The organism is Aquabacter spiritensis, from assembly GCF_004346185.1.
In the GTDB taxonomy this organism is placed as follows: domain Bacteria; phylum Pseudomonadota; class Alphaproteobacteria; order Rhizobiales; family Xanthobacteraceae; genus Aquabacter; species Aquabacter spiritensis.
This window is the reverse complement of record NZ_SMAI01000015.1, coordinates 25,581-50,371: the sequence shown is the minus strand read 5'-3', so window position 1 is coordinate 50,371 and position 24,791 is coordinate 25,581. Positions and strand designations below refer to the sequence as shown.

The window sequence follows — 24,791 nt, the reverse complement described above, 5'->3', positions numbered from 1 at the left end:
CATGGGCACATGCTGACGCGATGGAGCAGGAGACCAAAAGGATCCTTGTCGTCGACGACGACGCGGATATCCGCCGCTTGGTGGGTGAGTTTCTCATCCGCGAGGGATTCAAGGTGGACTGCGTTCCGGACGGGCGGGCGATGGATGCCCTTCTCGCCCGGGGCGCCGTGCCGGATCTCATCGTCCTCGATCTGATGCTGCCGGGTGAGGACGGCCTGTCCATCTGCCGGCGGCTCCAGGCGGAGCGCCCTCTGCCTATCCTGATGCTCACGGCAAAGGGGGATGAGACAGATCGCGTGGTCGGCCTCGAACTTGGCGCGGATGATTATGTGGTCAAGCCGTTCGGGCCGAGGGAGTTGCTGGCCCGGATACGCGCGCTGATCCGGCGCTCGGGCGCGCAAAGAGTCCAGGCGCGCACAAGCCGCTATGCCTTCGACCGCCTCGTGGCGGACCTCGACGCGCGGCAGCTCCATGCCGAGGATGGCAGCCTGGTGCATCTCACGAGCGGAGAGTTCGATTTGCTCGCCTGCTTCATCCTCAGGCCGCGCCGGGTTCTGTCGCGGGATCAAATTCTCGATTGGACACACGGGCGCACCGCCGATCCGTTCGACCGGACTGTCGATATCCTGGTGTCGCGGCTGAGGAAAAAGCTCTCGCCCCACAGCTCCGATGCCGCTCTCATCAGCACGGTTCGCAACGGTGGCTATCTCCTCACCGCCGCGGTCAAGAAGGTCACATGACGATCCGGTTCGGGCTCACGACCAGAATCCTCGCCATTGGCGGAAGCATGCTTCTGGCATGCTGGATCATGCTGATCGCCTTTTACTACTGGAGCAGCGACCTCACCCGCACCGCGGCCAATCCGCGGCCCGAGCAACTGGCGGGCATAGCCGACCTGCTGGACGCAGACGGACGGGAGCGGGACATCATCCTCCGCGCGCTGCAATCGGCGACGCTTGAGGTGCGGATCGTGCAATCCCTCCCCCCACTAAACGCCGGAGCCGATGCCGGGTCCCGGCCCGCATTCGCACCATACCGCGACCTCTTGGGAGACCGTCTGCTGGCCATAAGGGCCGCGCCCCGGCCGGACGGCGCCCTGGGGCAACGCCTGTTCCCCCGCGTCGCGGAGGTGATCGAATTCTGGATCCGCCTGCGCGGCGGCGAGACCTTATTGGTGGAGGCGCGCACGCCGTTCATCGTCACCTTGTCAGGATTGCCGGCGGGACTTGGCGCCGGCCTCCTGGGGACGCTTTTTGCCTGTGCCGCCTTCGTTTTGCTCCACAGGGAAATCCGGCCGCTCACCCGGCTCGCGGCTGCCGTGGACCGGATCGATCCGGCGGGCGACCCCATCCACCTGCCGGCGATCCGCTCATCGACACCCGAGATCGGTGCGCTGATCCGGGCGTTCGACCGCCTGCAGACGCGGCTCCAGACCATGATGCGCTCCCGGTTCGCGATGATCGGCGGCATTCAGCATGACGTCAGGAGCTTCGCCACGCGCCTGCGTCTGCGGGTGGAGCACCTTCCCGACGCGCGGGAGCGGGAACGGGCGGCGCAGGATATCGCCACCATGATCGAGCTCCTGGACAATGCCCTTTTGACGGCGCGGGCCGGCGTCGGGGTGCTGGACGAGGAATTGCTGGACCTGGCCCTGCTGGTGCAGACGGAGGTGACGGACCTCAAGGCGGCCGGATCCCCGGTTCAATTGGAATCCGCTCCGGCCGGCGCCGAGGCATGGGTGATCGGCGACAGGCTCGCTTTGCGCCGCGTCCTGGGCAATGTCATCGACAACGCCGTGAAATTCGGCGAGAGGGCCAGGGTGACGCTGTCATCGGATGGCAAACAGATTTCCATCCATGTGGACGATGACGGACCCGGCTTTCTCCCGGAGCACCGGGACATCCTGCTCGAACCCTTCGTGCGCGCCGAACCTTCGCGAGCGCGGGCGACCGGCGGCGCCGGCCTCGGCCTTGCCGTCGCGCGCGGCCTCGTGGAAGCCCATGGTGGCGGCATCACGCTTGGGGCAAATGGGACGGTCGGGGGGCGGGTGACCTTGACCCTGCCGGTGTTCGAGCCGGCCCCTCCCGGCGACGACCTGTGAGGCGGCAATATGCGCCCAGTCAGACGAGCGGGTTCGGCCTCACCCGGGCGGCCACGTCTCTTGCGGGCTCCGCGCGCCGGCTGCTCGGCGCACGCGTTGAGCGAGTGGCGGAAGAAGGCCGAGGTCGATGCCGGCAAACGGGCCGGCCGGTCGACGGATATGGCGGCGAAACTGAAGGGCCTTGAGCGAGAACCGCGAGTTGCGGCAAGCCGAACGAGGTCCTGCGCAAGGCATCCGCGCGCTCATCGACGATCATCTCAGCGTGTATGGGGTCGAGCCGATGTGAAAGATCGGATCGCCCCATCGCCCTATCATGCGCATGTCGCCCGGCGGCTTGATCCGTCGAAGTGCTCGACACGTGTGAGCATTCGCTGCACCGAACGGATGGCTGAGGCCGGCATCGAGCCCTCCGTCGGCAGCGTCGGTGACAGCTATGTCAATGCACTCGGCGAGACGATCAATGGCCGCTACAAGGCCGAGGTCATCCATCACCGGGGTCCTTGGCGATCCTTCGAAGTCGTCGAGTTCGCCACGCTGACCTCCGTTGGCTGGTTCAACCATCGCCGGCTGCTGGAGCCTATCGGCAACATCCCGCCGGCCGAAGCCGAGGAACGCTACTGCGCCATGCTCGGTGAGACAGCCATGGCGGCGTGACTTAACCAAATGGTCTCCCGTGACGCCGGGGCGGTTCAGTTTTGCCTGAAATCTTGTCTCATCCAGAGTTGGATGACTATTGGGCGGGTGACGTGCTCCTACGCCATGGGAATAAGGTCGCAGATCTTGCGCGTATGCCGCGCGCAGCTACAACCTGCCCCAGAGGCTCAGATCGCTCGCAGGCTCGCCGACCTGCAGGCGGTTGATGGGCTTGATCAAGCAAGCACCTCGGTCTGAGCGGCTCCGTCTTGACGCTATCGGTTGGAACCGATGATTGGCCAGACCGAACAGGGCTTATCCGGTGCTGATAACGCGTTGCTGAGCGCTCTACCCGTTCCTTTCCCACCGCCCGCTCTCTACAGCGCTATGTGAAAGCGCGAGAGCGGGCCGTGGAAAGCGAACGACCCTCAGCGCTCTATCTCTTTATCCTTATATCGGCAGGACGGCGGAACGACAGGGCCAGCGCATCAGCCCGAGAGAGATTTCATCCGCGCGGCGACCCGGAGGCGACCCGGAAATGAAACGACGAGGCCGCCTTGCGGCGGCCTGACGTAACATATTGATTTCAAAAGAAAATTTGGAGCGGGCGAAGGGATTCGAACCCTCGACCCCAACCTTGGCAACGTGCCCGAGAGCCGTTCGCTGCAATATCCGGTCCTTCGCCACAATTGTAAAAATTACGAGAAAATAGATATTTAGATGATACACGCTCCGCCGATCGTCCTCGCCAAGACGCCACGATTTGATTTCAGATGCTTCCATTCGGCTTCCGGAAGCGTTAAAATGGGAGAAATGGAAGCAGATTTCATATAAGCGGTTGGAATAAAATGGAAAAGCTCACAAAGCGCCGTTTGGACGCTCTGAAACCTTCCAAGGTTGGGGTCGAAGGTTCTGAGCAGTTCCTCTGGGATGGCGAGTTGCGCGGCTTCGGCGTGCGGGTCAGCGCGGCGGGCCTCAAGAGTTTCATCGTGCAGTACCGAACGCCGGAAGGACGCCATCGCCGCAGGGTCATCGGGCGGTATGGTCTCATGACCGTGGAGCAGGCGCGGGACGCGGCAAGAGACATCCTGATGGCGGTCGCAAAGGGATGCGATCCGGAGGAGGCCGCCACGCGAACGGACGATCTAACCGTCGGTGCGGTCTGCGACTGGTATCTGGCCGAGGCGGAGGCCGGACGAATTCTTGGCAAGCGACGCCGGCCTATCAAGGCGTCGACGCTTGCCATGGATCGCAGCCGAATTGATGCGCATATCAAGCCGCTGCTGGGCAAACGGATCATAAACACGCTTAAGCTAGGAGACATCGAAGGTGCCCAGGCCGATATCGCGGCCGGTAAGACGTCGAAAGCGCGCGTCGGTAGCCGCGGCGGTGCCACCACAGGCGGCGAAGGGGTCGCTGCACGCACCATGTCGACCCTGCACTCCATCTTGGAGCACGCGGTGCGGCTGGGGAAAATCACGAGCAACCCGGCAAAGGGTGTCCGTCGCCTCGCCAGTACGCCACGCGACCGCCGGCTGAGCCGCGCCGAGATCGAGAAGCTCGGCAAGGCGATGCGGATAGCGGAGCAGGACGGCGAGCACCCGACCGGCCTCGCGGCAATCCGCTTCTTTCTGATGACGGGGCTGCGCCGTATGGAGGGGCTCGCTTTGGAGCGTGCCTGGCTCCATGACGAGGAGGGCTCGATCCGATTTCCCGACACGAAGAGCGGCGCGCAGACGCGGGTCATCGGCCGCGCCGCCGTTGACTTGCTGCTGGCTCAGCCACAAGCCGGATCGCGCTTCTTCTTCCCGGCCGATTGGGGTGAAGGGCATTTCGTCGGGATCGTCCGCGTGCTCGATCGCCTCTGCGCAATGGCGCGACTGGAGGACGTCACCCCGCATACCCTGCGCCACACCTTCGCGAGCGTCGCCGGCGACCTCGGCTTTTCCGAACTGACGATCGCGGCGCTGCTCGGCCACGCGGCGCGCGGCGTGACGCAGCGCTATATCCATATCGACGAGGCGCTGCGGCTCGCGGCCGACCGCGTCGCGGACGAGATGGCCGACATCCTCGACGGCAAGGCGGCGGCTGCGCGTCCTTCTCGGCGTGGGACGCGACAGTCGCGGGAGACGGATCAGAGACTGCCGCAGTCAGAATCGTAAAGCTGTCCCGGCAGGGCACAGCCATGCGCCACAGACGCGATTGCGACAGGCCTCGGACCACGATGTCGACCAGCGCCGCAGCCGCTTAATTGAAAGCGCGTGCGGCAAGATCTACGCCGGCGCGCCAAATTTTGTGGACCGTGTCGGCAACTGCGTCGACCATGCCGGGAAGAGCCTTGATGCTACCCATCTCGCCCATCGACGTGACGGGCGTGACCGCCTGGATTTAGGCGACGCCAAGGTGCGGCAGCTGCGGACGGGTGGCGCCGCATTTGTCGGGCTCGACCTCTCTTGAAACCTTCGGTAGAAATTTCCAAAGCTACTCAACACGCCGGAGCCCGGATGGCTGCGCCGTTTTCCACCTCGATCGAACTGCGCCATCTGCGCTATTTCGTGGCGGCTGCCGAGCAGGGAAGCTTCCGCAAGGCTGCGGTGGCTCTCGAGGTCAAGGAATCGTCGATCAGCCGGAGCGTGCGCGATCTCGAAGACGAGATTGGCGTGTCGCTGTTCATCCGGCACTCAAGTGGGGTGAACCTCACTCTGGCGGGGCAGCGCTTTTTGAACCGCACGCGTCAGGCCCTCGATCAAATCCGGGAGGCAACCGTGGAAGCGGCCGCGCTCGGGCGTGCTGAGGAAGGCCACCTGAAAATTGGCCTGTTCTCCAACCTGTCCTCCGGCTTTCTGCGCGACCTGTTCCAGACCTATGACAGCCGATATGCGGGCGTTCATATCGACTTTGTCGAAGCGCCTGCCGAAAATCACGCGGCCGCGATACGGCGCTTCGATCTCGACGCCGCATTCGTGCTGGGCCGGCAAAGCTGGCCGGACTGTGATGCGATTTCCTCGTGGAGCGAACCACTCCTGTTCGCGCTGCCGCGGCTTCATCCTCTGGTCCAAAGGGATGTGCTGTCTTGGCGAGATCTCGTGGATGAGACCTTTCTTGTCCGCACCGAAGGCTCCGGCAATGAGGTGCGCGGTTTTCTTGAACGCAAATTCCGGGAACTCGACATCTCGCCGCGCATCAGCACGCAGCAGGTCGCGCGCTATAGCCTTCTCGGTCTGGTCGCCACGGGACGCGGAATCGTGCCGGTGCTTGAGTCGGAAACGGTCATCGGTCTGCCGGAGGTGGTGTTCCGCCCTCTCGCCGGCGAGGCGATCCCGTTCTCCGTGATTTACTCGCCTCGCAACGACAACCCGGCAGTACGCACCTTGCTCAGCCTCACACGGAAGATGACCCAGGAGCGGGCAGCGGCGCGCTGATCCTCGCAGCGCCGCCAGCCTCGCGGCGCGCCTTGGCGAACTCGCGATCAGTGGCGATGAAGCGCTCCAGCATGGGCACGACGAGCTTCACGGGATCATCGACCGGCTGGCCGGTTTCTCGCGCGAGCACCTCCGCATAAGCGACAAGATCACGGTGCAGCGCGCCGGGTAGCGAGAGCGCCACCTTCACCGGCTTGTCGTTCGTGATCGGTCCGAGTTTCAGCTTCGCCATGGTCAATACCTGTAGGGTTCGAGCACCAGGTCGCGGGTGACCATGACCCGCACCGGGAAGCCGGGCCGAATGGTCAGGGTGGGCGCGACCTGCAGCTGCCGGCGGATGATCTCCTGCCCGGCATCGTTGATGGTGTCCTGCGCCCCGCTCTGCAGCGCCTGGATCAGTTCGTCCTCGTCATCCATGGCGAGCTCGGCGCTGACGGAGAGCAGCGTCGAGAGCCCGACCGCCTTGGCGAGATCCCACCAGTGCATGTCGACGCCGTCCTCGAGGCCGGCATAGCCTTGCGCATCCGTGCCGGGCTGACGCTCCAGCACGATGGAGCGGCCATTGGGGAAGATCAGCCGGTTCCAGACCAGCAGGATGCGGCGCTGGCCGAAGCCGACGCCATTGTCGTACTGGCCGAGCAGGCGTGTGCCCTGCGGGATGATCAGGATCCGGCCCGTCGGGCTGTCATAGACATTCTCGGTCACCTGCGCGGTGACCTGGCCGGGCAAATCGGAGCGGATACCGGTGATGAGCGCGGCCGGGATGACGGCGCCGGCCTGCAGCACATAAGGCGATGCCGGCGCCATGACGCGATCGGACGCCACGACGCGTCGATCGACGGCGGAATTGAGGAAGGCAAGCTGGCGATCCTGGGGTGAGGACGTGCCGCCCGTTCCTGCCGAGCCAGGGCCGCTGAAGCCGGAGGCACCCGTCACTGACGACGCCGGCGCGCGGGCCTGCCCAGCCTGGAAGAACACGCGGCTGGTCCGCGCGGCTTCCTGTTCCGCAAGACGCCGCTGCTGCTCAGGATCGACCTGTGGCGCTGTCATTGTCGGCGGCACGGCGGGCTGGCCGCGGTTCTGTGCATCAAGGATCGGTCGGCCGAGATCGCCGGGTAGAGGCGGTCCAAGGATGGGGCCAGTGTAATCCCGCGGCAAGCCGGCAAGGCCATCGGCGGTGGAGCGGTTCTGCGTCGAGTAGAGCTCCTCGCCGCCAGTCCCTTTGACGCGCCCCTGCAGCGCATAGATCAACGCGCCACCAATGCCGAGGCTGACGACCAGCCCGGCGCCGGCCAGCACCTTGCGCGAGAGACGCGTGACGCGCGGCGGCTCGGGACGCAGCCGCATGGCGGCGGCGTGATCGGTGGCCGGAGCGCCAAGATCCGCCGCGAGGTCATGATTATCCGGATTGCTCATGATGCGGGCCTCCCGTCCGTCCGCTCGATCCGCACCTTCTGCGGACGCTCGCCGCCGCCGAGGCGAAGTTCGGCCGCACCGAATAACCGGTCGACGATCAGGATGTTCTGGTGGATACGGCTGTTGACGATCTGCGCTTCGCCATCCGCCCCGATGACGAAGAGCGGCGGCATCTCGCCCTGAACGATACCGCGCGGGAACTCGACATAGACCTTGCGCCCGTCGTCATAGACGGCCATCGGCCGCCAGGGCGGCGTGTCGCCGGTGAGCGCATAACGGTAGTTGCGGGCCGCGAAGCTCGGGATGACCGGCGTCGGCGGAACACTCGGGCGCAGCGATCCCGGAACCTGCGGATAGGCCCAGGCGACAGCCGGCATATAGGGCTTCTCGCCGGCCCGCAGCTCGATCATGTAACTGCGTCGGTCGGTGGTGATGACGAGGTTGGTGGAGATGTCCGCCCGCGTCGGTTTCACCAGCACATGCACGCGCCGGTTCGCACCCTCGCCGCTCTCGGCGTCGCCAATGATCCAGCGCGCGGTATCGCCCGCCGCGATCGGTCCGCTGCCGGTCAGGCTCTCGCCCGGCTCCAACGCGATGTTGGTGATCTGGCCGGGCGCGGCATAGACTTGATAGAGCGCGCCCTCGCTCCAGGGATAGATCTGGATGGCGTTGTAATAGCCCTCGCGGCGTGGCTCGACCCGCGCGGCGGCATTGGCGTTCTCGACGCGGGCGACGGGCGTTTTGGCGTCCGTGCCGCCCTTGGTCGGCGTCCAGGCAGGAGGTGTGTGGAGCGGGCGCGGCCGCTCATCCGTGACGAGGGCAGGCGCCGCCGGCAGCGCCGGCACGTCACTGTCATAGCTGATCTGCGGCGGCTTAGGTGCCGATGCGCAACCGCCCAGCGCGGTTGCGGAGAGCAGGAGAACCGCAAAGGCGGATCGGCGGAAAGCCGGAGATGCGGATTTGTGGAAAGACGTTTTCACTGGCTCATCTCCCGCGACCAGCTGATAGCGTTGACATAGATGCCGAGGGGATTGGTGCGCAGGCGCTCGGCATCGCGCGGCGGCTGAATCACCAGGGTCAGGATCGCGCTCCAGCGCTCGGTGGCGGCGAGCTGGCCGTTCTCATAGCGCCGTTCGACCCAGGCGAGACGGAAGGAATCCGGCGAGGCGCGGATCACGCTGGAGACATCGACGGCGATCTGCTGCTTGCCGACCCGGGTAAAAGGATCGTTGGCGCGGGCATAGTCGTTGAGCGCGGCGGCGCCCCGATCTGTGGTGAACTCATAGGCCCTAAGCCAGTTCTGCCTGATGATCACGGGGTCGGCCGGCAGGCTGCGCACCTGCTCGATGAAGCGGGCGAGATGCCAGGCAATCTGCGGATCGGTCGGGCGATAATCGCCGGTGGCGGGCCCAACGGCCTGCGTCTGGCCGAGACGATCGACTTCGACCACCCAGGGCACGACGGTGCCCTTCGTCGACTGCCAGATCAGTGCTGAGGCGAAGCTGGCGGAGAGGAACAGGCTGCCAAAGGCCATCAGCCGCCAGTTCTTGGCCTGCACCCGGGCCGAACCGATGCGCTCGTCCCAGACTTGTGCTGCCTGCTGATAGGGCGTGACCGGCTCGGGCGAGGTGCCGTAATGGGTCGCAGGTCGCTTGAAGAGGCTCATGTGCGGTCGCTCTCATTGAGGGAGACGGAAGAGCCGCCGGCATGGCTATCACCGGAGCGCACAGCATGGGTGGCGGCGGAGACGCCGTGGCGAAGGGACTCGCCGCGCTTCATGCGCTTGGCCCAGTCGGGCACGTCACCGGCCGCGGAAGCCGATGCCGTGCCGTTGATGGCGGTCGCGAGCGGTGAGATGGCGGCGGAGCCCGCAGCCCGCGCGACGCCACCCAGTCCCGAGGCGACACCCGCCATGCCGGACTGGCCTGCCGCGCCGATGCTGTAGGCCGTCGCACCGCCCCGCGCCGCGGCCGCCGTCGCGGAGAGCGCCGCCCCACCGCCGCGGACGGCGAGGCTGGCCGCACCGCCGGCCGCCATCAGCGCGCCACCGGCGGCGAGGCCCGTGCCGACCGCGGCCCCCGCGCTCAGCTGCGGGCCGCCGGAGACAAGGCCCGCGGCAATGCCAGGGCCGAAGATGCCGAGGCCGAGCAGGGAAAGGGCAGCCAGCACGATGGCCATGGCGTCATCGATGGTGGGCGTCTGTCCCCCAAACCCCGCGGTGAACTGGCCAAACAGGGTGGAGCCGATGCCGATGATGACCGCGAGCACCATGACCTTGATGCCGGAGGAGACGACGTTCCCCAGCACCCGCTCGGCCATGAAGGCGGTTTTGCCGAACAGGCCGAAGGGGATCAGCACGAAGCCGGCGAGCGTCGTCAGCTTGAACTCGATCAAGGTGACGAAGAGCTGGACCGCGAGAATGAAGAAGGAGAGCAGCACCAGCGCCCATGCAAACAGCAGGCAGGCGATCTGGATGAAGTTCTCGAAGAAGGCGACCCAGCCCATCAGATCGGAGATGGAGTCGAGCAAGGGACGGCCGGCATCGAGCCCGGTCTGCGCCACCTTGCCCGGGCGCATGAGGTCGCTGACGGAAAATGCCGTTCCCGAGCCCTTCAGCCCAAGCCCGGCAAAGCTCTCGAAGACGATGCGGGCGAGGTTGTTCCAATTGCCGATGATGTAGGCGAAGACGCCGACAAACAGCGTCTTCTTGATGAGCCGGGCGATGACGTCGTCATCCGCGCCCCAGGACCAGAACAGCGCCGCCAACGTCACGTCGATGACGATGAGCGTGGTGGCGATGAAGGCGACCTCGCCGCCAAGCAGGCCGAAGCCGCTGTCGATATAAGAGGTGAAGACCCCCAGGAAAGTGTCGATAACGCCAGTGCCGTTCATGGCTCAGCGGCCTTCGTTCGGCGCGGGATGCCCGAGAAACCGGTCGCGTGTCTGCGCCCAGACCTTCAGGCACGGGGTGTCCTGCGCGGCAGCCTCTCCCAATTGCTGGCAGCGGCGCTGTTCACCGCGCAGAGGATCGTGCTCGGCCTCGACCGTCCGAAGGGGTGAAGGCTCCGGCGCCTTTTCCTCCCGGCTCATCTCCAGAACCGCCGCCGTACCGGCGACGGCCACGAAGATCACCGCGCCGAGCCGGGCCAGCATGGCTCCGTCCATGTCGGCCTCCCTCAGTTGCTGAACATGCGGGCATTGCCGGCCTGATAGCCGGCGCCCGGGGTGAGGAAGCGCCGGCGCTGCTCACGGCCCTGCTCGGCGGCGGTCGCGCGTTCCGCCTCGGACAGCGCCGCGGCGCGCCCATTGGCGGACATCACTGCGATCAGGTCGGAAAGCTGCTGCGACTGCAAAGCGAGTAACTGGTTGCCGGCCTGCGTAGCCTGAAGCGCGCCCGTCGCGCCCTGGCTCTGGCCGACAAGCGTCGCCATCTCGGCGCGGTTGGCGTCGACATTGCCGACGACGCCGGCTTGCACCCGCAGCGCATCCTGCAGGCCGCCGACCGTGGTCTGCCAGCGCGAGCGCGCCCCGGCGACGAGATCGGCATCGGAGGCCGAGAGCGGGATGTTGCCGTAGCGCTGCTGGAAGGCCTGGTCGATCTGGCCGACATCGAAAGCGATGCTCTGCGCCTGCCCGAGCAACTGCTGGGTGCGCTGGACCGATTGCTGGATCTGCTGCAGCGAGGAATGCGGCAGGCTGGCGAGATTGCGCGCCTGGTTGATCAGCATCTGCGCTTGGTTCTGCAGCGAGGTGATCTGGTTGTTGATCTGCTCCAGCGCGCGGGCGGCCGATATCATGTTCTCCGCGTAGTTCCACGGGTCATAGACCGTGAGGGCCTGTGCGGGCGGGGACAGCACGGGTGCGAGGGCGAGCGGCGCGGTCAGCAGCACGACGGCGACGGTGAGCGCGCGCGGACGGAACAGCGTCATGGCTGCGTCTCCAGATTGGCGAGGTTGGGGATGAGGTCCGCGGCCCAGCCGAGGCCGCGATGACGCAGCCAGGCGTCCAGGAAGCCGTCGCGACCGTGCGCGGCGAAGATCCTGCCGATGGCCTGCTGGTCCGTCTTGGAGGACGCAGCGCACAGCGCGAACGCCACGTCGGACAGGCCCAGCTCGAACAGCCGGTTTCCGCGCCGCGACTGGCAGTAATAGTCCCGCTTCGGCATGGCCCGCGCGAGGATCTCTATCTGCCGGTCGTTCAGTCCGAAGCGACGATAGATCGCGGTGATCTGCGGCTCGATGGCCCGCTCATTGGGGAGCAGAAGACGTGTCGGGCAGCTCTCGATGATCGCCGGGGCAATGGCGCTGCCATCAATGTCGGAGAGGGACTGCGTGGCGAAGATGACGGAGGCGTTCTTCTTGCGCAGCGTCTTCAGCCATTCGCGCAGCTGGCCGGCGAAGGCCTCGTCATCCAGCGCCAGCCAGCCTTCATCGATGATGATGAGGGTCGGTGATCCGTCGAGCCGGTCCTCGATGCGGTGGAACAGATAGGCCAGCACCGCCGGCGCGGCCTCGGTCCCGATCAGCCCCTCGGTCTCGAAGGCCTGGACGGTGGAGATGCCCAAATGCTCGCTTTCGGCGTCGAGCAGCCGGCCCCAGGCGCCGCCGATGCAATAAGGACGCAGTGCCTGCTTCAGGTCGTTCGCCTGCAGCAGGACGCACAGCCCCGTAAGCGTACGCTCCTCGCCGGGCGCCGAGGCGAGCGATGTCAGCGCCGTCCAGATATGTTCCTTCACCTGCGGCGTGATGGGAACGCCTTCGCGGGTGAGGATGGCATTGAGCCAGTCTGCGGCCCAAGCGCGCTCGGCAGCCTCATCGATGCGCGCAAGCGGCTGGAGCGAAACACTCTCCGCGCTCCCCTCGCTGAGCCCGCCACCGAGATCGTGCCAGTCCCCGCCCATGGCCAGCGCCGCGGCCCGGATCGAGCCGCCGAAATCAAAGGCAAACACCTGCGCGCCCGCATAGCGGCGGAACTGTAGGGCCATCAGCGCCAGCAGCACGGACTTGCCCGCGCCGGTCGGTCCGACAACGAGGGTATGGCCGACATCGCCGACATGGAGGCAGAATCGAAACGGCGTCGAGCCCTCGGTCTTGCCGAACAGCAGCGGCGGTGCATCAAAATGCGCGTCGGCACTCTCGCCGGCCCACACTGCTGACAGCGGGATCATATGGGCCAGATTGAGCGTCGAGATCGGTGGCTGGCGGACATTGGCATAGACATGACCGGGCAAGCTGCCGAGCCAGGCGTCGACGGCGTTGATGGTCTCGGTCATCACCGTGAAGTCGCGACCCTGGATGACCTTCTCGACCCGCCGCAGCTTCTCGTCGGCGATGCGCGGATCGGCGTCCCACACCGTCACCGTCGCGGTGACATAGGCGACGCCGGCGTGATCCGCGCCGAGCTCCTGAAGCGCGAGGTCGGCATCTTCAGCCTTGTTCGCGGCATCCGAGTCCACGAGGACGGAGGCCTCATTGGTCATGACCTCCTTCAGGATGGCGGCGATGGATTTGCGCTTGGCGAACCATTGGCGGCGGATCCTGGTGAGCAGCCGGACCGCATCCGTCTTGTCGAGCAGGATCGCCCGGGTCGACCAGCGATAGGGAAAGGCCAGGCGGTTGAGCTCATCGAGCAGGCCGGGCGTCGTCACCGTGGGCAAGCCGGTGATGGTCAGCACCCGCAGAGACTGGTCGCCAAGGCGTGGCTCCAGCCCGCCGGTGAGCGGCTGATCGGCCAGCATCGCGTCGAGATAGATCGGCGTTTCCGGCATACGGACACGATGCCGATGCGTCGAGACGCAGCTGTGCAGATAGGTCAGCGTCTCGCCGTCATCGAGCCAGCGGCATTCCGGCATGAAGGCGTCGATAAGGTTGAGGAGCCGATCGGTTCGGTCGGTAAAGCCACGCAACGTCTCATGGGGATCAAGCCCCGCCTTGTCCCGCCCTTCATAGAGCCAGCCTTCGGTGCGCGCGGCATCCTCGGCGGGCGGCAGATAAGTGAAGGTCAGGAAGTAGCTCGACTCAAAATGGCTGCCGGCCTCTTCGAAATCGGCCCTCCGCTCGGCATCAACCAAAGCGGAAGCAGCATCCGGGAAAGTGCTCGCGGGATAGGTCCCTGCAGCATGGCGCTGCGCCTCCACGAAGATCGCCCAACCCGAGCCGAGGCGGCGGAAGGCGTTGTTCAGCCGCCCGGCAACCGCGATGAGCTCGGCCGGCACGGCACTGTCGAGGTCCGGCCCCCGAAAAGATGCGGTTCGCTGAAACGAACCGTCCTTGTTCAGCACGATGCCGGGCGCAACCAGCGCTGCCCAGGGCAGGAAATCGGCAAGGCGGCGGTTGCGGCTGCGATACTCAGTGAGGTTCATCATCACGGCACCCCGCTCAGACCGAGAGGTGCGTCGGGATGCGCAGATGCCGGCGCACCACCTCGACGAAAAGCGGGTCGCGCTTTGCGGCCCACACCGCCACGACATGGCCGATCATCCCGATGGCGAGGCCGACCAGCCACAGGCGCAGGCCGAGACCCACGGCCCCGGCGAGCGTGCCATTGACGATGGCGATGGCACGTGGCGCGCCGCCGAGCAGGATCGGCTCGGTCAACGCCCGGTGGACCGGCACGCTGAAGCCGGGAACCTCAACCGTCTCGGCCATCAGACGAGCGCTCCGCCGCCGAAGGAGAAGAAGGACAGGAAGAAGCTCGAGGCGGCGAAGGCGATCGATAGGCCGAACACGATTTGGATCAGCCGCCGGAAGCCACCCGACGTGTCGCCGAAGGCCAGCGCCAGCCCGGTCGAGATGATGACGATGACGGCGATGATCTTGGCGACGGGGCCTTCGATCGATTGAAGGATGGATTGCAGCGGCGCCTCCCACGGCATGGACGAGCCGGAGGCGTGAGCGCTGGCCATGGCCAGCAGGCTGATACAGGTGGCAGACACTGCCAGCCGGGCTGCGCTTCCGGCGCGATGGAGCGATCGGATCATGTGGGATCTCCGGTGATGACAGGGGTGACGCGGTAGTCGCCATCGGGGCCAAGGCCCTCGACATGAGCGAGTTCGGTGAGCCGGCGCGTCGCGCCGCGGCCCGAGAGCACGGCCACGAGACTGATGGTCTCAGCGATCAGCGCGCGTGGGACGGTGACGACAGCTTCCTGGATGAGCTGTTCCATCCGCCTCAGCGCGCCGAGCGCGCTGCCGGCATGGATGGTTCCGATGCCACCTGGATGGCCGGTGCCCCAGGCCTTCAATAGGTCGAGCGCCTCCGCGCCGCGCACCTCGCCGATGGGGATCCGGTCGGGCCGCAGGCGCAGCGCCGAGCGCACAAGGTCGGACAGCGAAGCGACGCCGTCCTTGGTGCGCAGAGCGAGGAGGTTCGGGGCCGCGCATTGCAGCTCGCGCGTATCCTCGATGAGAACGACGCGATCGGAGGTTTTCGCGACCTCGGCGAGCAGCGCATTGGTCAGCGTGGTCTTGCCCGTCGAGGTGCCGCCCGCGACGAGAATGTTAGCGCGAGAGGCAACACCTTGGCGCAGCGCGTCGGCCTGTCCGGCGGACATGATCCGGGCGCGGACATAGTCCTCGAGCGTGAACACCGCGACGGCGGGCTTGCGGATGGCGAATGTCGGTGCCGCGACGACCGGCGGCAGCAGGCCCTCGAACCGTTCTCCCGTCTCGGGCAGTTCGGCCGAAACGCGCGGAGCTCCGGCATGCACCTCGGCGCCGACATGATGCGCGACGAGCCGCACGATGCGTTCACCGTCAGCGGGCGACAGCTTCTCGCCTGTGTCGCCCAACCCTTCCGAGAGCCGGTCGATCCACAGCCGCCCATCCGGGTTCAGCATCACCTCGACGACGGCCGGGTCTTCCAGATGCCGAGCGATCGCCGGACCCAGCGCCGTGCGCAGCATCCGCGCGCCGCGGGCAAAGCCCTGATGATGATGTGCTGCCGCCATCCCAACCCCGACAATGCCGGGGTCATGACGATCTCATCCCGGTCGGGGATGATTAAAAGAGCCCGATATTGGGCCGGTTCAACAGGATTCGATCCGCGTCGCAGCGTGGCGTGCAATGACAGGCGAACGGCGGACCTGCTGTGAGGCGATCGGAAGCTTCATAGGGAGCCTCCGCGTCACGGCTTGAAACAATGCTCCCTGTGCCAGCGCAGGAAATGGGGATGAGGTCGCTCGATCAACCTGCGTGGCGCGATGGCGCGGCTCCGCCATGAGCGATAGGATAGCTATCTATCGATCACGTATTCGCTATTATGTGAGCTATATCGGGAGACTCTATCGCTCATGGTGTGGAACTGGACGCAGCACGGCTGGCCGCATTTTGCCTATGATCCGGTTGCCCTCGAACCGCTGGAGCGGCGGTTCCTGCTGCTCACCGGCGAGGTGATCGGTGCGGTCCGGCATGTGAGCGATGACGAGCGGGACCTGCTGCGGATCGAACTCCTCAGCGACGAGGCGGTCAAGACCAGCGCGATCGAAGGGGAGACGCTGGATCGCCTCAGCGTGCAATCCTCCCTGCGCCGTCAGCTCGGCCTCGACACCGACAATCGCAACGTGAAGCCGAAAGAGCGTGGCATCGCGGAGATGATGGTCGATCTCTATAGGAGCTGGGCCGATCCCCTCGACGCCGACACGCTATTCCGCTGGCACCGCATGCTGATGGCGGACAGCCGGCATCTGGAAACGATCGGCGACTACCGTCGCCATGAAGACGCGATGCAGATCGTGTCTGGCCGTCAGGATCGGCCGACCGTGCATTTCGAGGCGCCTCCATCTTCTCGGGTTCGGGACGAGATGGCTGCATATCTCACCTGGTTCAATGGCTCGGCTCCGGACGGTGAAACGCCCTTGCCGGCACTTACCCGGGCCGGGATCGGGCACCTTTATTTCGAGAGCATCCATCCCTTCGAGGATGGCAATGGTCGTATCGGCCGGACACTGGCGGAAAAATCCCTCGCCCAGAACATCGGGCAGCCGACCCTGATCGCGCTCGCCCATACCATCGAGCAGCATCGCAAGGCCTATTACGACCAGCTCGAGATCCATCAGCGGACGCTCGATGTCACGGACTGGCTGGTCTATTTCGCCGAAACAATCATCGCGGCCCAGCAGACGACGCTCGGCCGCGTCGCCTTCCACATCGCCAAGGCGCATTTTTATGATCGCTTCCGCGACAAGTTGAACGAACGGCAGGAAAAGGTGATCGCCCGCCTGTTCCGTGAGGGCCCCGGTGGCTTCACGGGCGGCCTGAGCGCGGAGAACTACCTCGCGATCACTGGCACCTCACGCCCCACCGCCACGCGCGATCTGCACGATCTGGTGGAGAAAGGCGCCCTGACGCGAACCGGAGAGCGCCGCTACACGCGATACCACCTGAATCTGCCGGGACAGGCTGTAAGGTCGTGAGCTGGCGGCACGTGCCGCAACTGTTCGGGGTCTTTGAGGCGCCCTCGGCGAGGCATCCCCCTTGAACCTGCAGGACGCGCCAGAAGCCGAAGTTCGCTGCGGCTGCGACGAACAGCCGGTTTGGGGCCGATTGCAGACTGTCGCCTTTGGAGCAATGATTATCGGAAAGCTGACATGCACCGCCTCTAGTTTGCTAGCCTCAGTTTTAAGCCAAATCAGGTGGTATGGTACGATACTGAACCTGTATATGTTACAGGTTACCTCAGGTGCTGAATGACGGAAACTGGAAGACGCCATTGGCTCTGGGTTGCGTTCAGCCAAGAGCTGCTGCTCTACGGCTGTCTTGTGCACGGCGCCGGGCGTGAGGCCGCCATTCCGAAAGGCGAGCAGCGCAAAGCTGTGCAGTTCGACGGAACCGATGCCGAGATCCTGCAGACCCTCCTCGACGATGACGAGGCCAAGCTGATCGCGGATGCGGCGCTCGGGCAGTCGATTCTGGACCTGTCGCGGCAAGGCGGCCCAGACATCGTGCTGAGCGGTTCCCGCCATCGGCTCGTTGATGGCTTCGGACGCCGCGCCCGGCCGACGGAGACCTATGTCGGCGTAGAGCAAGCCACGCTTTCAGACCTTGGATGGCATCAGGTTCTCGATTTCCTGAAAGATGCGATCGGGGTCGATTTCCGCCGCGCCTCCGATCGTCTCGGCGCGTTTGATGTGTATGATGCGTCGGACACCGATGATGGCGACCCGCAGGTCGAGTTCAGCGTCGAACGGTCCGACCCAACGCAGAAGCTCTCCTGCCCGGAGGAGTTCACCCTGTCTGCGAATGGGACGATCGCAGACGCCTGCTCAGTCCATGTCGAGCTGCAGCTTGGCGGAGAACCGGTCTTCTCAAGGCTGATCTCCTTGCGGCCTGCGGTGTCGAGGACAGTGACCGCTGTCCCGTTCGACCATTACAGGATGTCCGTTTTTGATCCGTCAGGCCTGCTGATCCAGTTCGAGGAACATCCGCTTCTCCTCCGTGTCGGTCTCAACATGTCCGCGATGGGCCCAAATCTCACCATCAACGACCCGTTGGCTCGCTCGGCGCAAGGGCTCGGGACGGAACTGCAAGATCGCGCATCGAAAGTTCGGATGCGATCCACGAGCCGATCGCTGATCGGCGCACAGAACGATGCGGCCTTCGAGATCCACCGAACCACCATGCGGGCGCTCACGCATCGGCTGGTGCCTCCGTCAGGCAGCGACCGCTGGTTTCAGCGAGGCATCGCGGACGAAGTCGGCGTCATCGCTCACTTCAACAGCTTGCTGGACGGCGCGCGCGTCAGCGCCGGCACGATCGTCGATCCTTACTTCGGGATCGACACCCTAAAGCGCGTCATCTCGCGGCTCGAGAGTCTCGACGTCAATCTGACCGTCGTCACGAGCCTGAGAGAGACCGATCCTGAAACGAACGATCAAAAGTTGGACCTGCTCCATGAACTGGAAACGGTGCTGCGTGACCTCCGAAGCGATGGCATCCCAAATGCCGCCCGGCGGCTGAGGCTCATCAATCTCATCGATGGGCCGCGACAGGCATTCCATGACCGCTATCTTCTGCTCACCCCACACGAGGGGGAGCGCGAGGTCTATCTCCTTTCCAACAGCCTGAACCGCATGGCGGGCAATTGGCCGTTCTGCATGTCGCGGCTGGAGGGGGCCGCGGCGCGAGAGGCCGTGCGCTACATCGACGGGCTGGCCAATGGGCGGGACATTTCCGGCTCGACCCAGCCTACAACGACCTTCCAATGGCCTTCCCCGTGACGGACGATAGAGTCGACCCGAAGCTCGAGCCCGGCGTGCTCGCCGCCGCTGCTTGGCTCATGGGACGAGAGAACGAGTGCGACGCCACTCTGCTGCGGCGCGCCCATGTCATAGGGCTGCTCCGAAAAGGCCGAGCCGGCGGGCTATGGAAGTGCGATGGCCCGCTTCTGGCGCGCCTGCTTAGGCAGCGGGCGCGCTCGGGCAAGTCGCTGAAGGATGGCGCTATTCTCATCGGCATCGGCGAGATGATCGCACGCGCCCATGCGCCGGAGGATGAGATCGAGGGCATCTTGGGCCGGCTGTTTCGGCACACGTCTTCGGAAACGATCCGGCTCCGTATGCTTCGGCAAGCGGTCGATCTGGCACGACCGAAGAAGACTGCTCCGCGGTCACTTTCACCCGTCTACGAGACGGAAATTCTGTCGATCATGGATTGGACGCAAATCACCTTGGCGGACCGATGGATTCGGCATCCGAGGCCACTGGGAACATCGCCTGGCTACGGCATAGGATTTGTCGCCCGCGTCCTGCTGCGTAACGACCCAAGGCGATTGAGATGGCTCGCGAAGGAAGCAGACAAGCGGCGCATTCTGCCTGCGATCATCGGAAGCGTCGCGGAAGCGTGTTTCTGGAGTGATAGAGCCGCGCAGCAGGCGCTGCGAAGCGGCGTGCCGCTCTTCGCTGGTTTCGGGGTGGCCAAGCTTCGAGACGGCGGAGAGGATGGCAAAGGCTGGAAGGCGTCTGCCATAGACGCCGCATTGGTTGCGAGCGGGACGCCGATAGAGGGGCGCATTCACCTCAGCGCGTTTATGCTGAAGGAAGCCGTTCATGCCTGGCATCGTCAAAAGGATCGTCCTGCCGAAAACCGGCGTAAGCGTGCAATCCTGGAGATACATCCCCAGCAAGCGATGGGCGGCGAACACAATGCCGTTCATCAGATCGCGCGCCTTGTGGAGGACGCGCCCGAGTTAGAGCGGTTGCGGGCGGCGGTCATACTGGCGCGCGACGACGCCCTGCAAACGGCCGCGCGGCAGGATATTGATCCAAAGACGCTTTGGACAGTTTTCGAGCCATCGCTGGTAGACACGCCGGAGATAAGGCATCGTTTCGCGATGGCACATACCGAAGTGCCTTTGCGACAAGCCGCTTTGGAAGAGGCGTTGACGACCTTCGATCGGCTTGTCGGAGTCCGGCACCCAGAGCGGATTTGCAACGAGAATTTTGACGCGGTCCGTGCCGAGCGGGAATTCGCCTTTTGGGCTGCGAACTCTCAGGTTGAGCTCTCAAAGCTCAAGAAGCAGCGCGACGCCGGCCACGACGCCGCGCGCCGGATCGGAAGCGTCGAAGCAGCTCTGCGAGACTTCGTGCTGCAACCGTTCGCGGCTGCACGTTTTCACGAGCGCTTCCAAAACAGCATCGGCCGCTGGTCCGTCGTGCTCCAGTTCGCCCTTCTGGTCGCCCTATGCGACCGGAAGGCGCCGCTCATCCGCTTGCGCGACGAGGCACTGAAATCGGCATCCGCATTTTTGCCGGTGGCAGAGCGTTTCGCTTATAATCCGAAATGGGTGGAAGCTGTTGCCGGTTTGGTTGCCGACGCCCTCTCAACGATGGAAGGAACGGTTGTTCGAGGATGGATCGACGACGAGCGTCAGCCCGTGCTTCTTCGCACTCAACTCGTCTGGGCGTGTCCGGCCATTCTTAGTAACAACCTAGAGTTCGCGACATCGCTGATCGATGAAGTCGCCACGCGAAAGACCACGCGCGCAGCCGCCGGTCGCAACGCCTCACATCTGCTCGATATAGTGGACAGGGCGGCCGTCGCGATGAAGCGAGAGGATCGGCCTGACCTCTACAGCCATTTGGCGATCCCTCACGCAAAGGCGTCAGCACAAACCGATGCACCGCTTGCCAGAAGCGTCTCCACAGAGACGCTGCTCGCGGCCCTGAATGCTGATCCTAACGCACGCATGATTGTGCTGGAGGACCCGGTATGGGGTCGCAGTCGAATTAGCGAGATGGTCTGACGTGACTAAGTCATAGTCATTCTTCGTCAACCTAAAAGACACGTACTAGCTGCTCAAACGCCCTTTCCACGCAATAGAGGTGGCGCGCGACGGGGTCGACAGCGGAAAGTCATCTATCGAGCGCAAACCGCAAAAAAACTGCCACGCCCAGTGATCGTAATCATAGTGAGCACCTGACGTTGCCCCAACTTCTATCCAGCCGTGACTTCGTTCTCGGGGCCGGTTGAAGCGCTCCCCGTTTGCTCATCCCATGGACATCCATGCGGTGGGCTAGAGCGCTGCGCCAGGAGCCGAAGTTCGCTGCGGCGACGATGAATGGCCGGTTCGGCGCCGTTACCAGATGGTCTGCTTTTCGGGAGTGGAATCAGAAAGCAGACTTGCCTGCTGCCGGTTCTTGTCTCGCTCGTCGACGTGCCCGCCGTAAGCTGCTGCAGTGACTTTGCTAGCCATACACCCAAACATTAACCGCGGCCTCGATAATCTTGGTCTTCCAACATTCTGGGGTCACTGATTAGCACAAGCGTAAGCGTTTCATCCGGACCGGTTCGCATGGTCTGTTCGTGAACTTCGAACCGATCGGCGTCCCGGCGGTCGAACCAAGCCTCCGCGCCAATCTTGCGCGGCAAGGGATCATCTGGATTTCCGCCGAACTGAATCCCGAAAGCGTAGCTGTCGGCGTCGAGGCTTTCTTGCGGGAACCACCTCTGAGGGACGCTTGGTGCTCGAGTAAACCATTTTCGACCTCTAGGGCCGTGACAGATAAGAAGAGCGGGGGAGTGATCACTCTCCACTAGCCGGATCGCGGTTGCCGGTTTGCTTGCATTGAAAATGGCGGCGAGCGCTGTAACTGCCTTAAAAGTTAGCTTGCCTTGCTGCCGGGCCAGGGGCCGAAACAAATAGTAGGGCATTAGAAGATCGGCGGCGTAGCCGTCGGCCGTGCGCTCCGGCGAGAGCGCATCGCGCGGGCGGTACTCCTCAACTCGGCAAGCAAGACATTTGCCGCGATGATGGTGCCAATGTCCCAACTCATGCGCGATCGAAAAGCGCTTCCGACGATAGGTGCTGTTGGCATTGACGGTGATGATCGCCTCGTCCCCCTTGCCGATGATCCGCGCCTCGCAGCCATCAAGCGATCGATATCTCACCCGCGCATTGACGTAATAGGCAATCGCTTCAAGATCGATCTCATTCGGTTCAGTAACGCCCAATTCTTGAAGAAGTCGCTCGGCCGGCGAAAGAGACATCAGATCTTTCCATCCTGATCGTCGTCGGGAGGCAACAAGCCAAGCTCCCGCAGATCCTCAAGCATGCCGAGGATATCTGCATCAGATAGCTCGTTCTCTTTTCGGGCGGCCAGCGTGACCTTCTGAGGCAAGCCAGGTGTATCAATGACTACACGAAGACGGGCGCGGGCAGCCGCCATATCAATTGGCGTGGCCGCAGACGTAGTTGGCGAACGACGGTTCGCTGTCACAGCCGCTTTAGCTACAGCGAGGCGCTTCTTGTTCGATGCGAGGACGCTTCTTTCGAAGAGAGCTCGCATCTCAGCAGCATTCTGGTTTGGGTCGCCACCTGCTTCCTTGAATTCGGCCAGAACGTCCTCATCGGGCGCGCTAAGAATTTCATCGACAAGGACATCTGCCAGCCGGTCGAGCGCAACGCGCTCCCTTTTTCCTTTTCCGGTCATGGCTTCCATCCTTCGGGATATTGCTTGTCAATTCTACGGCGGATCAGCTTGCGCTTGCTGTCGTAACCGGTCTTGTCGAGGCCGGTCAGCTCGCGCATTTCCCCCGCAGTCATCTCCTCCATCATTCCTTCCAATACTAGTTGAGCGGTAGGTTCATCGTCGAACAAGGCAATCACCGCCGCGTGGACGGCGATGCACCTCTCGGCCTGTTGAGCAGCTATCATCCGCGTTTCGGCATCATCAGCCTCATCTCTAATGGAGTTCGCTTCGTCCTCCGGTCCGCCTGTTTTCGCGATGGGAACAATAGTGACTTTGTGCTCCACCTTTTCCGCTTCTCCGTGGGCGATACTACGCATGGCCTCGGCCAGGAATTTGACGACATCGACATGCGAGGGACAGGCGCGGCTATCCAACGCGCGGACGTATGCTTCCTGTAGAAGGTCGTCGCTTTCGATCGGCCGTCCGAAGGCGTATTTCCTGGCCACCATCTTCAGGCGCGCCAAGTCGGCAGCCGTGAGCGATCGAATCGCTACAGCGATCTCGTCACGAGTGCGGGTAGCGGCAACCTGGCCCGAATTCACCTCATGCATCTCCTTTCAATATGCCTATGCGGGAAGACCGCTCGGCGCGGACATGGTGCAATCCATGTCCGCGCTGGCTCCGGCCTCCGCATAGGGAGTCAGGACGCACCGGTTGGCCGGTTCAGCGTCGTAACCGGTCAAGGAGCCAACATGATCTATGCGATCAACTATGACCTGAAGCGCCCAGGTCAGAATTATGAAGCATTGTACGACGCAATCAAGAACTGCGGCGAGTGGTGGCACATCCTCGGGTCGACGTGGCTCGTCGATACATCGCTCCGCGCCAACGGCATTTGGGACCGCATCGCGCCGCACGTCGACAAGAGTGATTTCTTCCTGCTGATTGGAGTGACCAGCGACTACCAGGGCTGGCTCCCGCAGGAAGCTTGGGACTGGATCAACAGCCGCCAGAGCAGGAGGGCGGCGTGAGAATTTGACATGATTGCCCGGTCCATCTTCTCCGCCATATATTGTAGACAATGAATTTTTATATACGACATGTGGTGTAGCGACGCGGCGGAGAACGATCCGGGCGGCAACGTACTTGAGGATTTCATGACAACATCCAGCTTGCCGCCATTTCGCGTGCTCAGCCTCGACGGCGGCGGCATGCGTGGAACCTATACTGCCACCTATCTCGACCGTGTCGGCGCTGCATTCGCAAAACGGCGCGGTATCGCGGCCGTCGATATCGGTGCAGCTTTCGATCTCATCGTCGGCACGAGCACGGGCGGCATCATCGCCTGCGCCCTTGCGGCCGGTGTCCCGCTTTCGGATATTGTTAATCTCTACGTTCAGCACGGACCGAAGATCTTCTCGCGGTCCCTCCCGTCCGGTGTCATGGGTGCCATACCCGACGCTTGGAAGCGGCCGCCTGCGCTGGCTGCCGGAACAGAGGTGCTGCGCAAGGCGCTCGTCGAGAAGCTCGGCACGACGACGCTGGGCGACATCTATGCGGCGCGCGGCATCGGCCTCGCGATCCCTACCGTCGAAATGAGCCAGCACCGCGCTTGGGTGTTTAAGACACCGCACCTCAAGGACACAACCAACCATCGCGACGACAACTACGCACTCGTCGACGTATGCCTTGCCACTACGGCCGCGCCGATCTACCGCGCGATGGCTGCGGTAGATCATCCCGACAATTCGTCCAGCGGCTTCAACGTGTTTGTCGACGGGGGGCTGTGGGCAAACAATCCCGTGCTGATTGGTCTTATCGACGCGCTCGATTTGACCGCGCCTGGGCAGGAGATCCAAATCTTTTGCCTTGGCACCTGCCCAATGCCAGCAGGTGAACAGATCGCCAGGTCCGCACTCGATCGCGGTTTGGGCGAGTGGAAGTTCGGCGGCGAGGCTGCCAGCCTCGCTGTTGATGCGCAGCAGTTCGCATATGACCACATGGCCAAGAAACTTGCGCGCCATGTGAACCGCAACTGCACGATTATCCGCTTCCCGAGCGAGAAAGTGCCCGCGGCCCTCATCCCATATCTCGATCTTGACGAAACGCGCTCCGAAGCTATGGAGGCGCTCATCAACCAGGCCCGCACCGACGCGGACATGACTAATAGCAAATGTGCTTACGCAGGGACCGACGTCGAGGCGGCGTTGATCTGTGGCCTGTTCAATACCGTCCCGCCTCGAACCGATCCTCTGGCGTTCCGGGCTTCGCCCGCTGCCGGCCCGACGGTCGCGTAACTCAAAAATTCGAGGTGA

The 24,791-nt window shown here is 64.0% G+C and carries 23 protein-coding genes and 3 pseudogenes; 11 read left to right on the top strand and 15 right to left on the bottom strand.

All coding sequences use genetic code 11. The features are described 5' to 3' along the window. The first annotated feature begins 20 nt into the window (after positions 1-20). The 6 genes and pseudogenes from EDC64_RS19565 (at position 21) to EDC64_RS19545 (ending at position 6,156) form a co-directional block, all read left to right on the top strand. The gene (locus tag EDC64_RS19565; protein WP_132034657.1) at positions 21-740 is read left to right on the top strand and encodes a response regulator; all 720 of its coding nucleotides are present in this window, start codon (positions 21-23) and stop codon (positions 738-740) included. Then, entirely contained in the window at positions 737-2,101 is a 1,365-nt protein-coding gene (locus tag EDC64_RS19560; RefSeq protein ID WP_132034529.1) for an ATP-binding protein, read from the top strand. The genes EDC64_RS19565 and EDC64_RS19560 overlap by 4 nt, the downstream gene beginning before the upstream one ends. Before the next feature lie 66 nt (positions 2,102-2,167). Then, positions 2,168-2,315 (top strand): annotated as a pseudogene (locus EDC64_RS24125) (IS3 family transposase); the annotation flags it as partial. A 137-nt stretch (positions 2,316-2,452) separates the two neighbouring features. Next, positions 2,453-2,755: pseudogene (locus EDC64_RS24120) on the top strand (integrase core domain-containing protein); the annotation flags it as partial. 827 nt (positions 2,756-3,582) lie between these two features. After that, positions 3,583-4,896, top strand: a complete 1,314-nt coding sequence (locus EDC64_RS19550) for a tyrosine-type recombinase/integrase (RefSeq protein WP_132034527.1) — start codon at positions 3,583-3,585, stop codon at positions 4,894-4,896. A gap of 342 nt (positions 4,897-5,238) precedes the next feature. Further along, positions 5,239-6,156: a LysR family transcriptional regulator gene (locus tag EDC64_RS19545; protein ID WP_132034525.1), complete on the top strand. Its 918-nt coding sequence runs from the start codon at positions 5,239-5,241 to the stop codon at positions 6,154-6,156. On the opposite strand, the gene EDC64_RS19540 is transcribed toward EDC64_RS19545, so the two are convergent. The 12 genes and pseudogenes from EDC64_RS19540 to EDC64_RS23885 form a co-directional block, all read right to left on the bottom strand. Then, on the bottom strand, positions 6,116-6,388 hold the full coding sequence (locus EDC64_RS19540) for a DUF2274 domain-containing protein (RefSeq protein WP_132034523.1): 273 nt from the start codon (positions 6,386-6,388) through the stop codon (positions 6,116-6,118). The genes EDC64_RS19545 and EDC64_RS19540 overlap by 41 nt on opposite strands. Positions 6,389-6,390: 2 nt before the next feature. Then, positions 6,391-7,572 carry a TraB/TrbI/VirB10 family type IV secretion system protein gene (locus tag EDC64_RS19535; protein ID WP_132034521.1) on the bottom strand — a complete coding sequence of 394 codons (1,182 nt, stop codon included), beginning with the start codon at positions 7,570-7,572 and terminating at the stop codon, positions 6,391-6,393. Then, complete coding sequence (gene trbG / locus EDC64_RS19530; protein ID WP_132034519.1) at positions 7,569-8,552, bottom strand: P-type conjugative transfer protein TrbG; 984 nt, start codon at positions 8,550-8,552, stop codon at positions 7,569-7,571. The genes EDC64_RS19535 and trbG overlap by 4 nt, the downstream gene beginning before the upstream one ends. After that, the gene (gene trbF / locus EDC64_RS19525; RefSeq protein ID WP_132034517.1) at positions 8,549-9,238 is read right to left on the bottom strand and encodes a conjugal transfer protein TrbF; all 690 of its coding nucleotides are present in this window, start codon (positions 9,236-9,238) and stop codon (positions 8,549-8,551) included. Before trbF ends, trbG begins: the two co-directional genes overlap by 4 nt. Further along, entirely contained in the window at positions 9,235-10,464 is a 1,230-nt protein-coding gene (gene trbL, locus EDC64_RS19520) for a P-type conjugative transfer protein TrbL (protein WP_132034515.1), read from the bottom strand. Before trbL ends, trbF begins: the two co-directional genes overlap by 4 nt. Positions 10,465-10,467: 3 nt before the next feature. Then, entirely contained in the window at positions 10,468-10,737 is a 270-nt protein-coding gene (gene trbK-alt / locus EDC64_RS19515) for a putative entry exclusion protein TrbK-alt (protein ID WP_132034512.1), read from the bottom strand. A gap of 11 nt (positions 10,738-10,748) precedes the next feature. Then, positions 10,749-11,501 (bottom strand): P-type conjugative transfer protein TrbJ, encoded by a 753-nt coding sequence (gene trbJ, locus EDC64_RS19510; protein ID WP_132034510.1) that lies wholly within the window; start codon positions 11,499-11,501, stop codon positions 10,749-10,751. Beyond that, positions 11,498-13,936 (bottom strand): conjugal transfer protein TrbE, encoded by a 2,439-nt coding sequence (gene trbE, locus EDC64_RS19505; RefSeq protein ID WP_132034508.1) that lies wholly within the window; start codon positions 13,934-13,936, stop codon positions 11,498-11,500. The genes trbJ and trbE overlap by 4 nt, the downstream gene beginning before the upstream one ends. A 13-nt stretch (positions 13,937-13,949) precedes the next feature. Further along, complete coding sequence (locus tag EDC64_RS19500) at positions 13,950-14,219, bottom strand: VirB3 family type IV secretion system protein (protein WP_132034506.1); 270 nt, start codon at positions 14,217-14,219, stop codon at positions 13,950-13,952. Then, the gene (locus tag EDC64_RS19495) at positions 14,219-14,551 is read right to left on the bottom strand and encodes a TrbC/VirB2 family type IV secretion system protein (protein ID WP_132034504.1); all 333 of its coding nucleotides are present in this window, start codon (positions 14,549-14,551) and stop codon (positions 14,219-14,221) included. The genes EDC64_RS19500 and EDC64_RS19495 overlap by 1 nt, the downstream gene beginning before the upstream one ends. Next, positions 14,548-15,519 (bottom strand): P-type conjugative transfer ATPase TrbB, encoded by a 972-nt coding sequence (trbB, locus tag EDC64_RS19490; RefSeq protein WP_132034502.1) that lies wholly within the window; start codon positions 15,517-15,519, stop codon positions 14,548-14,550. The genes EDC64_RS19495 and trbB overlap by 4 nt, the downstream gene beginning before the upstream one ends. 176 nt (positions 15,520-15,695) lie before the next feature. After that, positions 15,696-15,779: pseudogene (locus tag EDC64_RS23885) on the bottom strand (HNH endonuclease); the annotation flags it as partial. 82 nt (positions 15,780-15,861) lie between these two features. Here EDC64_RS23885 and EDC64_RS19480 point away from each other — a divergent pair. The 3 genes from EDC64_RS19480 (at position 15,862) to EDC64_RS19470 (ending at position 20,810) form a co-directional block, all read left to right on the top strand. Beyond that, positions 15,862-16,983 carry a Fic family protein gene (locus tag EDC64_RS19480; RefSeq protein WP_132034500.1) on the top strand — a complete coding sequence of 374 codons (1,122 nt, stop codon included), beginning with the start codon at positions 15,862-15,864 and terminating at the stop codon, positions 16,981-16,983. A gap of 273 nt (positions 16,984-17,256) precedes the next feature. Continuing rightward, positions 17,257-18,786, top strand: coding sequence for a VPA1262 family N-terminal domain-containing protein (locus EDC64_RS19475; protein WP_132034498.1), 1,530 nt, complete (start codon positions 17,257-17,259; stop codon positions 18,784-18,786). Continuing rightward, positions 18,771-20,810: a hypothetical protein gene (locus EDC64_RS19470; RefSeq protein WP_245504795.1), complete on the top strand. Its 2,040-nt coding sequence runs from the start codon at positions 18,771-18,773 to the stop codon at positions 20,808-20,810. Before EDC64_RS19475 ends, EDC64_RS19470 begins: the two co-directional genes overlap by 16 nt. Before the next feature lie 461 nt (positions 20,811-21,271). Here the strand turns inward: EDC64_RS19470 and EDC64_RS19465 are convergent, their stop codons facing one another. The 3 genes from EDC64_RS19465 to EDC64_RS19455 are packed head-to-tail and all read right to left on the bottom strand — an operon-like array spanning position 21,272 to position 23,087. Next, positions 21,272-22,054: an ImmA/IrrE family metallo-endopeptidase gene (locus EDC64_RS19465; protein WP_132034496.1), complete on the bottom strand. Its 783-nt coding sequence runs from the start codon at positions 22,052-22,054 to the stop codon at positions 21,272-21,274. After that, the gene (locus EDC64_RS23720; protein ID WP_207916144.1) at positions 22,054-22,497 is read right to left on the bottom strand and encodes a hypothetical protein; all 444 of its coding nucleotides are present in this window, start codon (positions 22,495-22,497) and stop codon (positions 22,054-22,056) included. The genes EDC64_RS19465 and EDC64_RS23720 overlap by 1 nt, the downstream gene beginning before the upstream one ends. Further along, on the bottom strand, positions 22,494-23,087 hold the full coding sequence (locus EDC64_RS19455; protein WP_132034494.1) for a hypothetical protein: 594 nt from the start codon (positions 23,085-23,087) through the stop codon (positions 22,494-22,496). The genes EDC64_RS23720 and EDC64_RS19455 overlap by 4 nt, the downstream gene beginning before the upstream one ends. 141 nt (positions 23,088-23,228) lie before the next feature. Between EDC64_RS19455 and EDC64_RS19450 the strand changes: the two genes are divergently transcribed. Together EDC64_RS19450 and EDC64_RS19445 are read left to right on the top strand one after the other, a co-directional pair. Further along, entirely contained in the window at positions 23,229-23,507 is a 279-nt protein-coding gene (locus EDC64_RS19450) for a hypothetical protein (protein ID WP_132034492.1), read from the top strand. Positions 23,508-23,633: 126 nt separating this feature from the next. Further along, complete coding sequence (locus EDC64_RS19445; RefSeq protein ID WP_132034490.1) at positions 23,634-24,773, top strand: CBASS cGAMP-activated phospholipase; 1,140 nt, start codon at positions 23,634-23,636, stop codon at positions 24,771-24,773. The last annotated feature ends 18 nt before the right edge of the window (positions 24,774-24,791 follow it).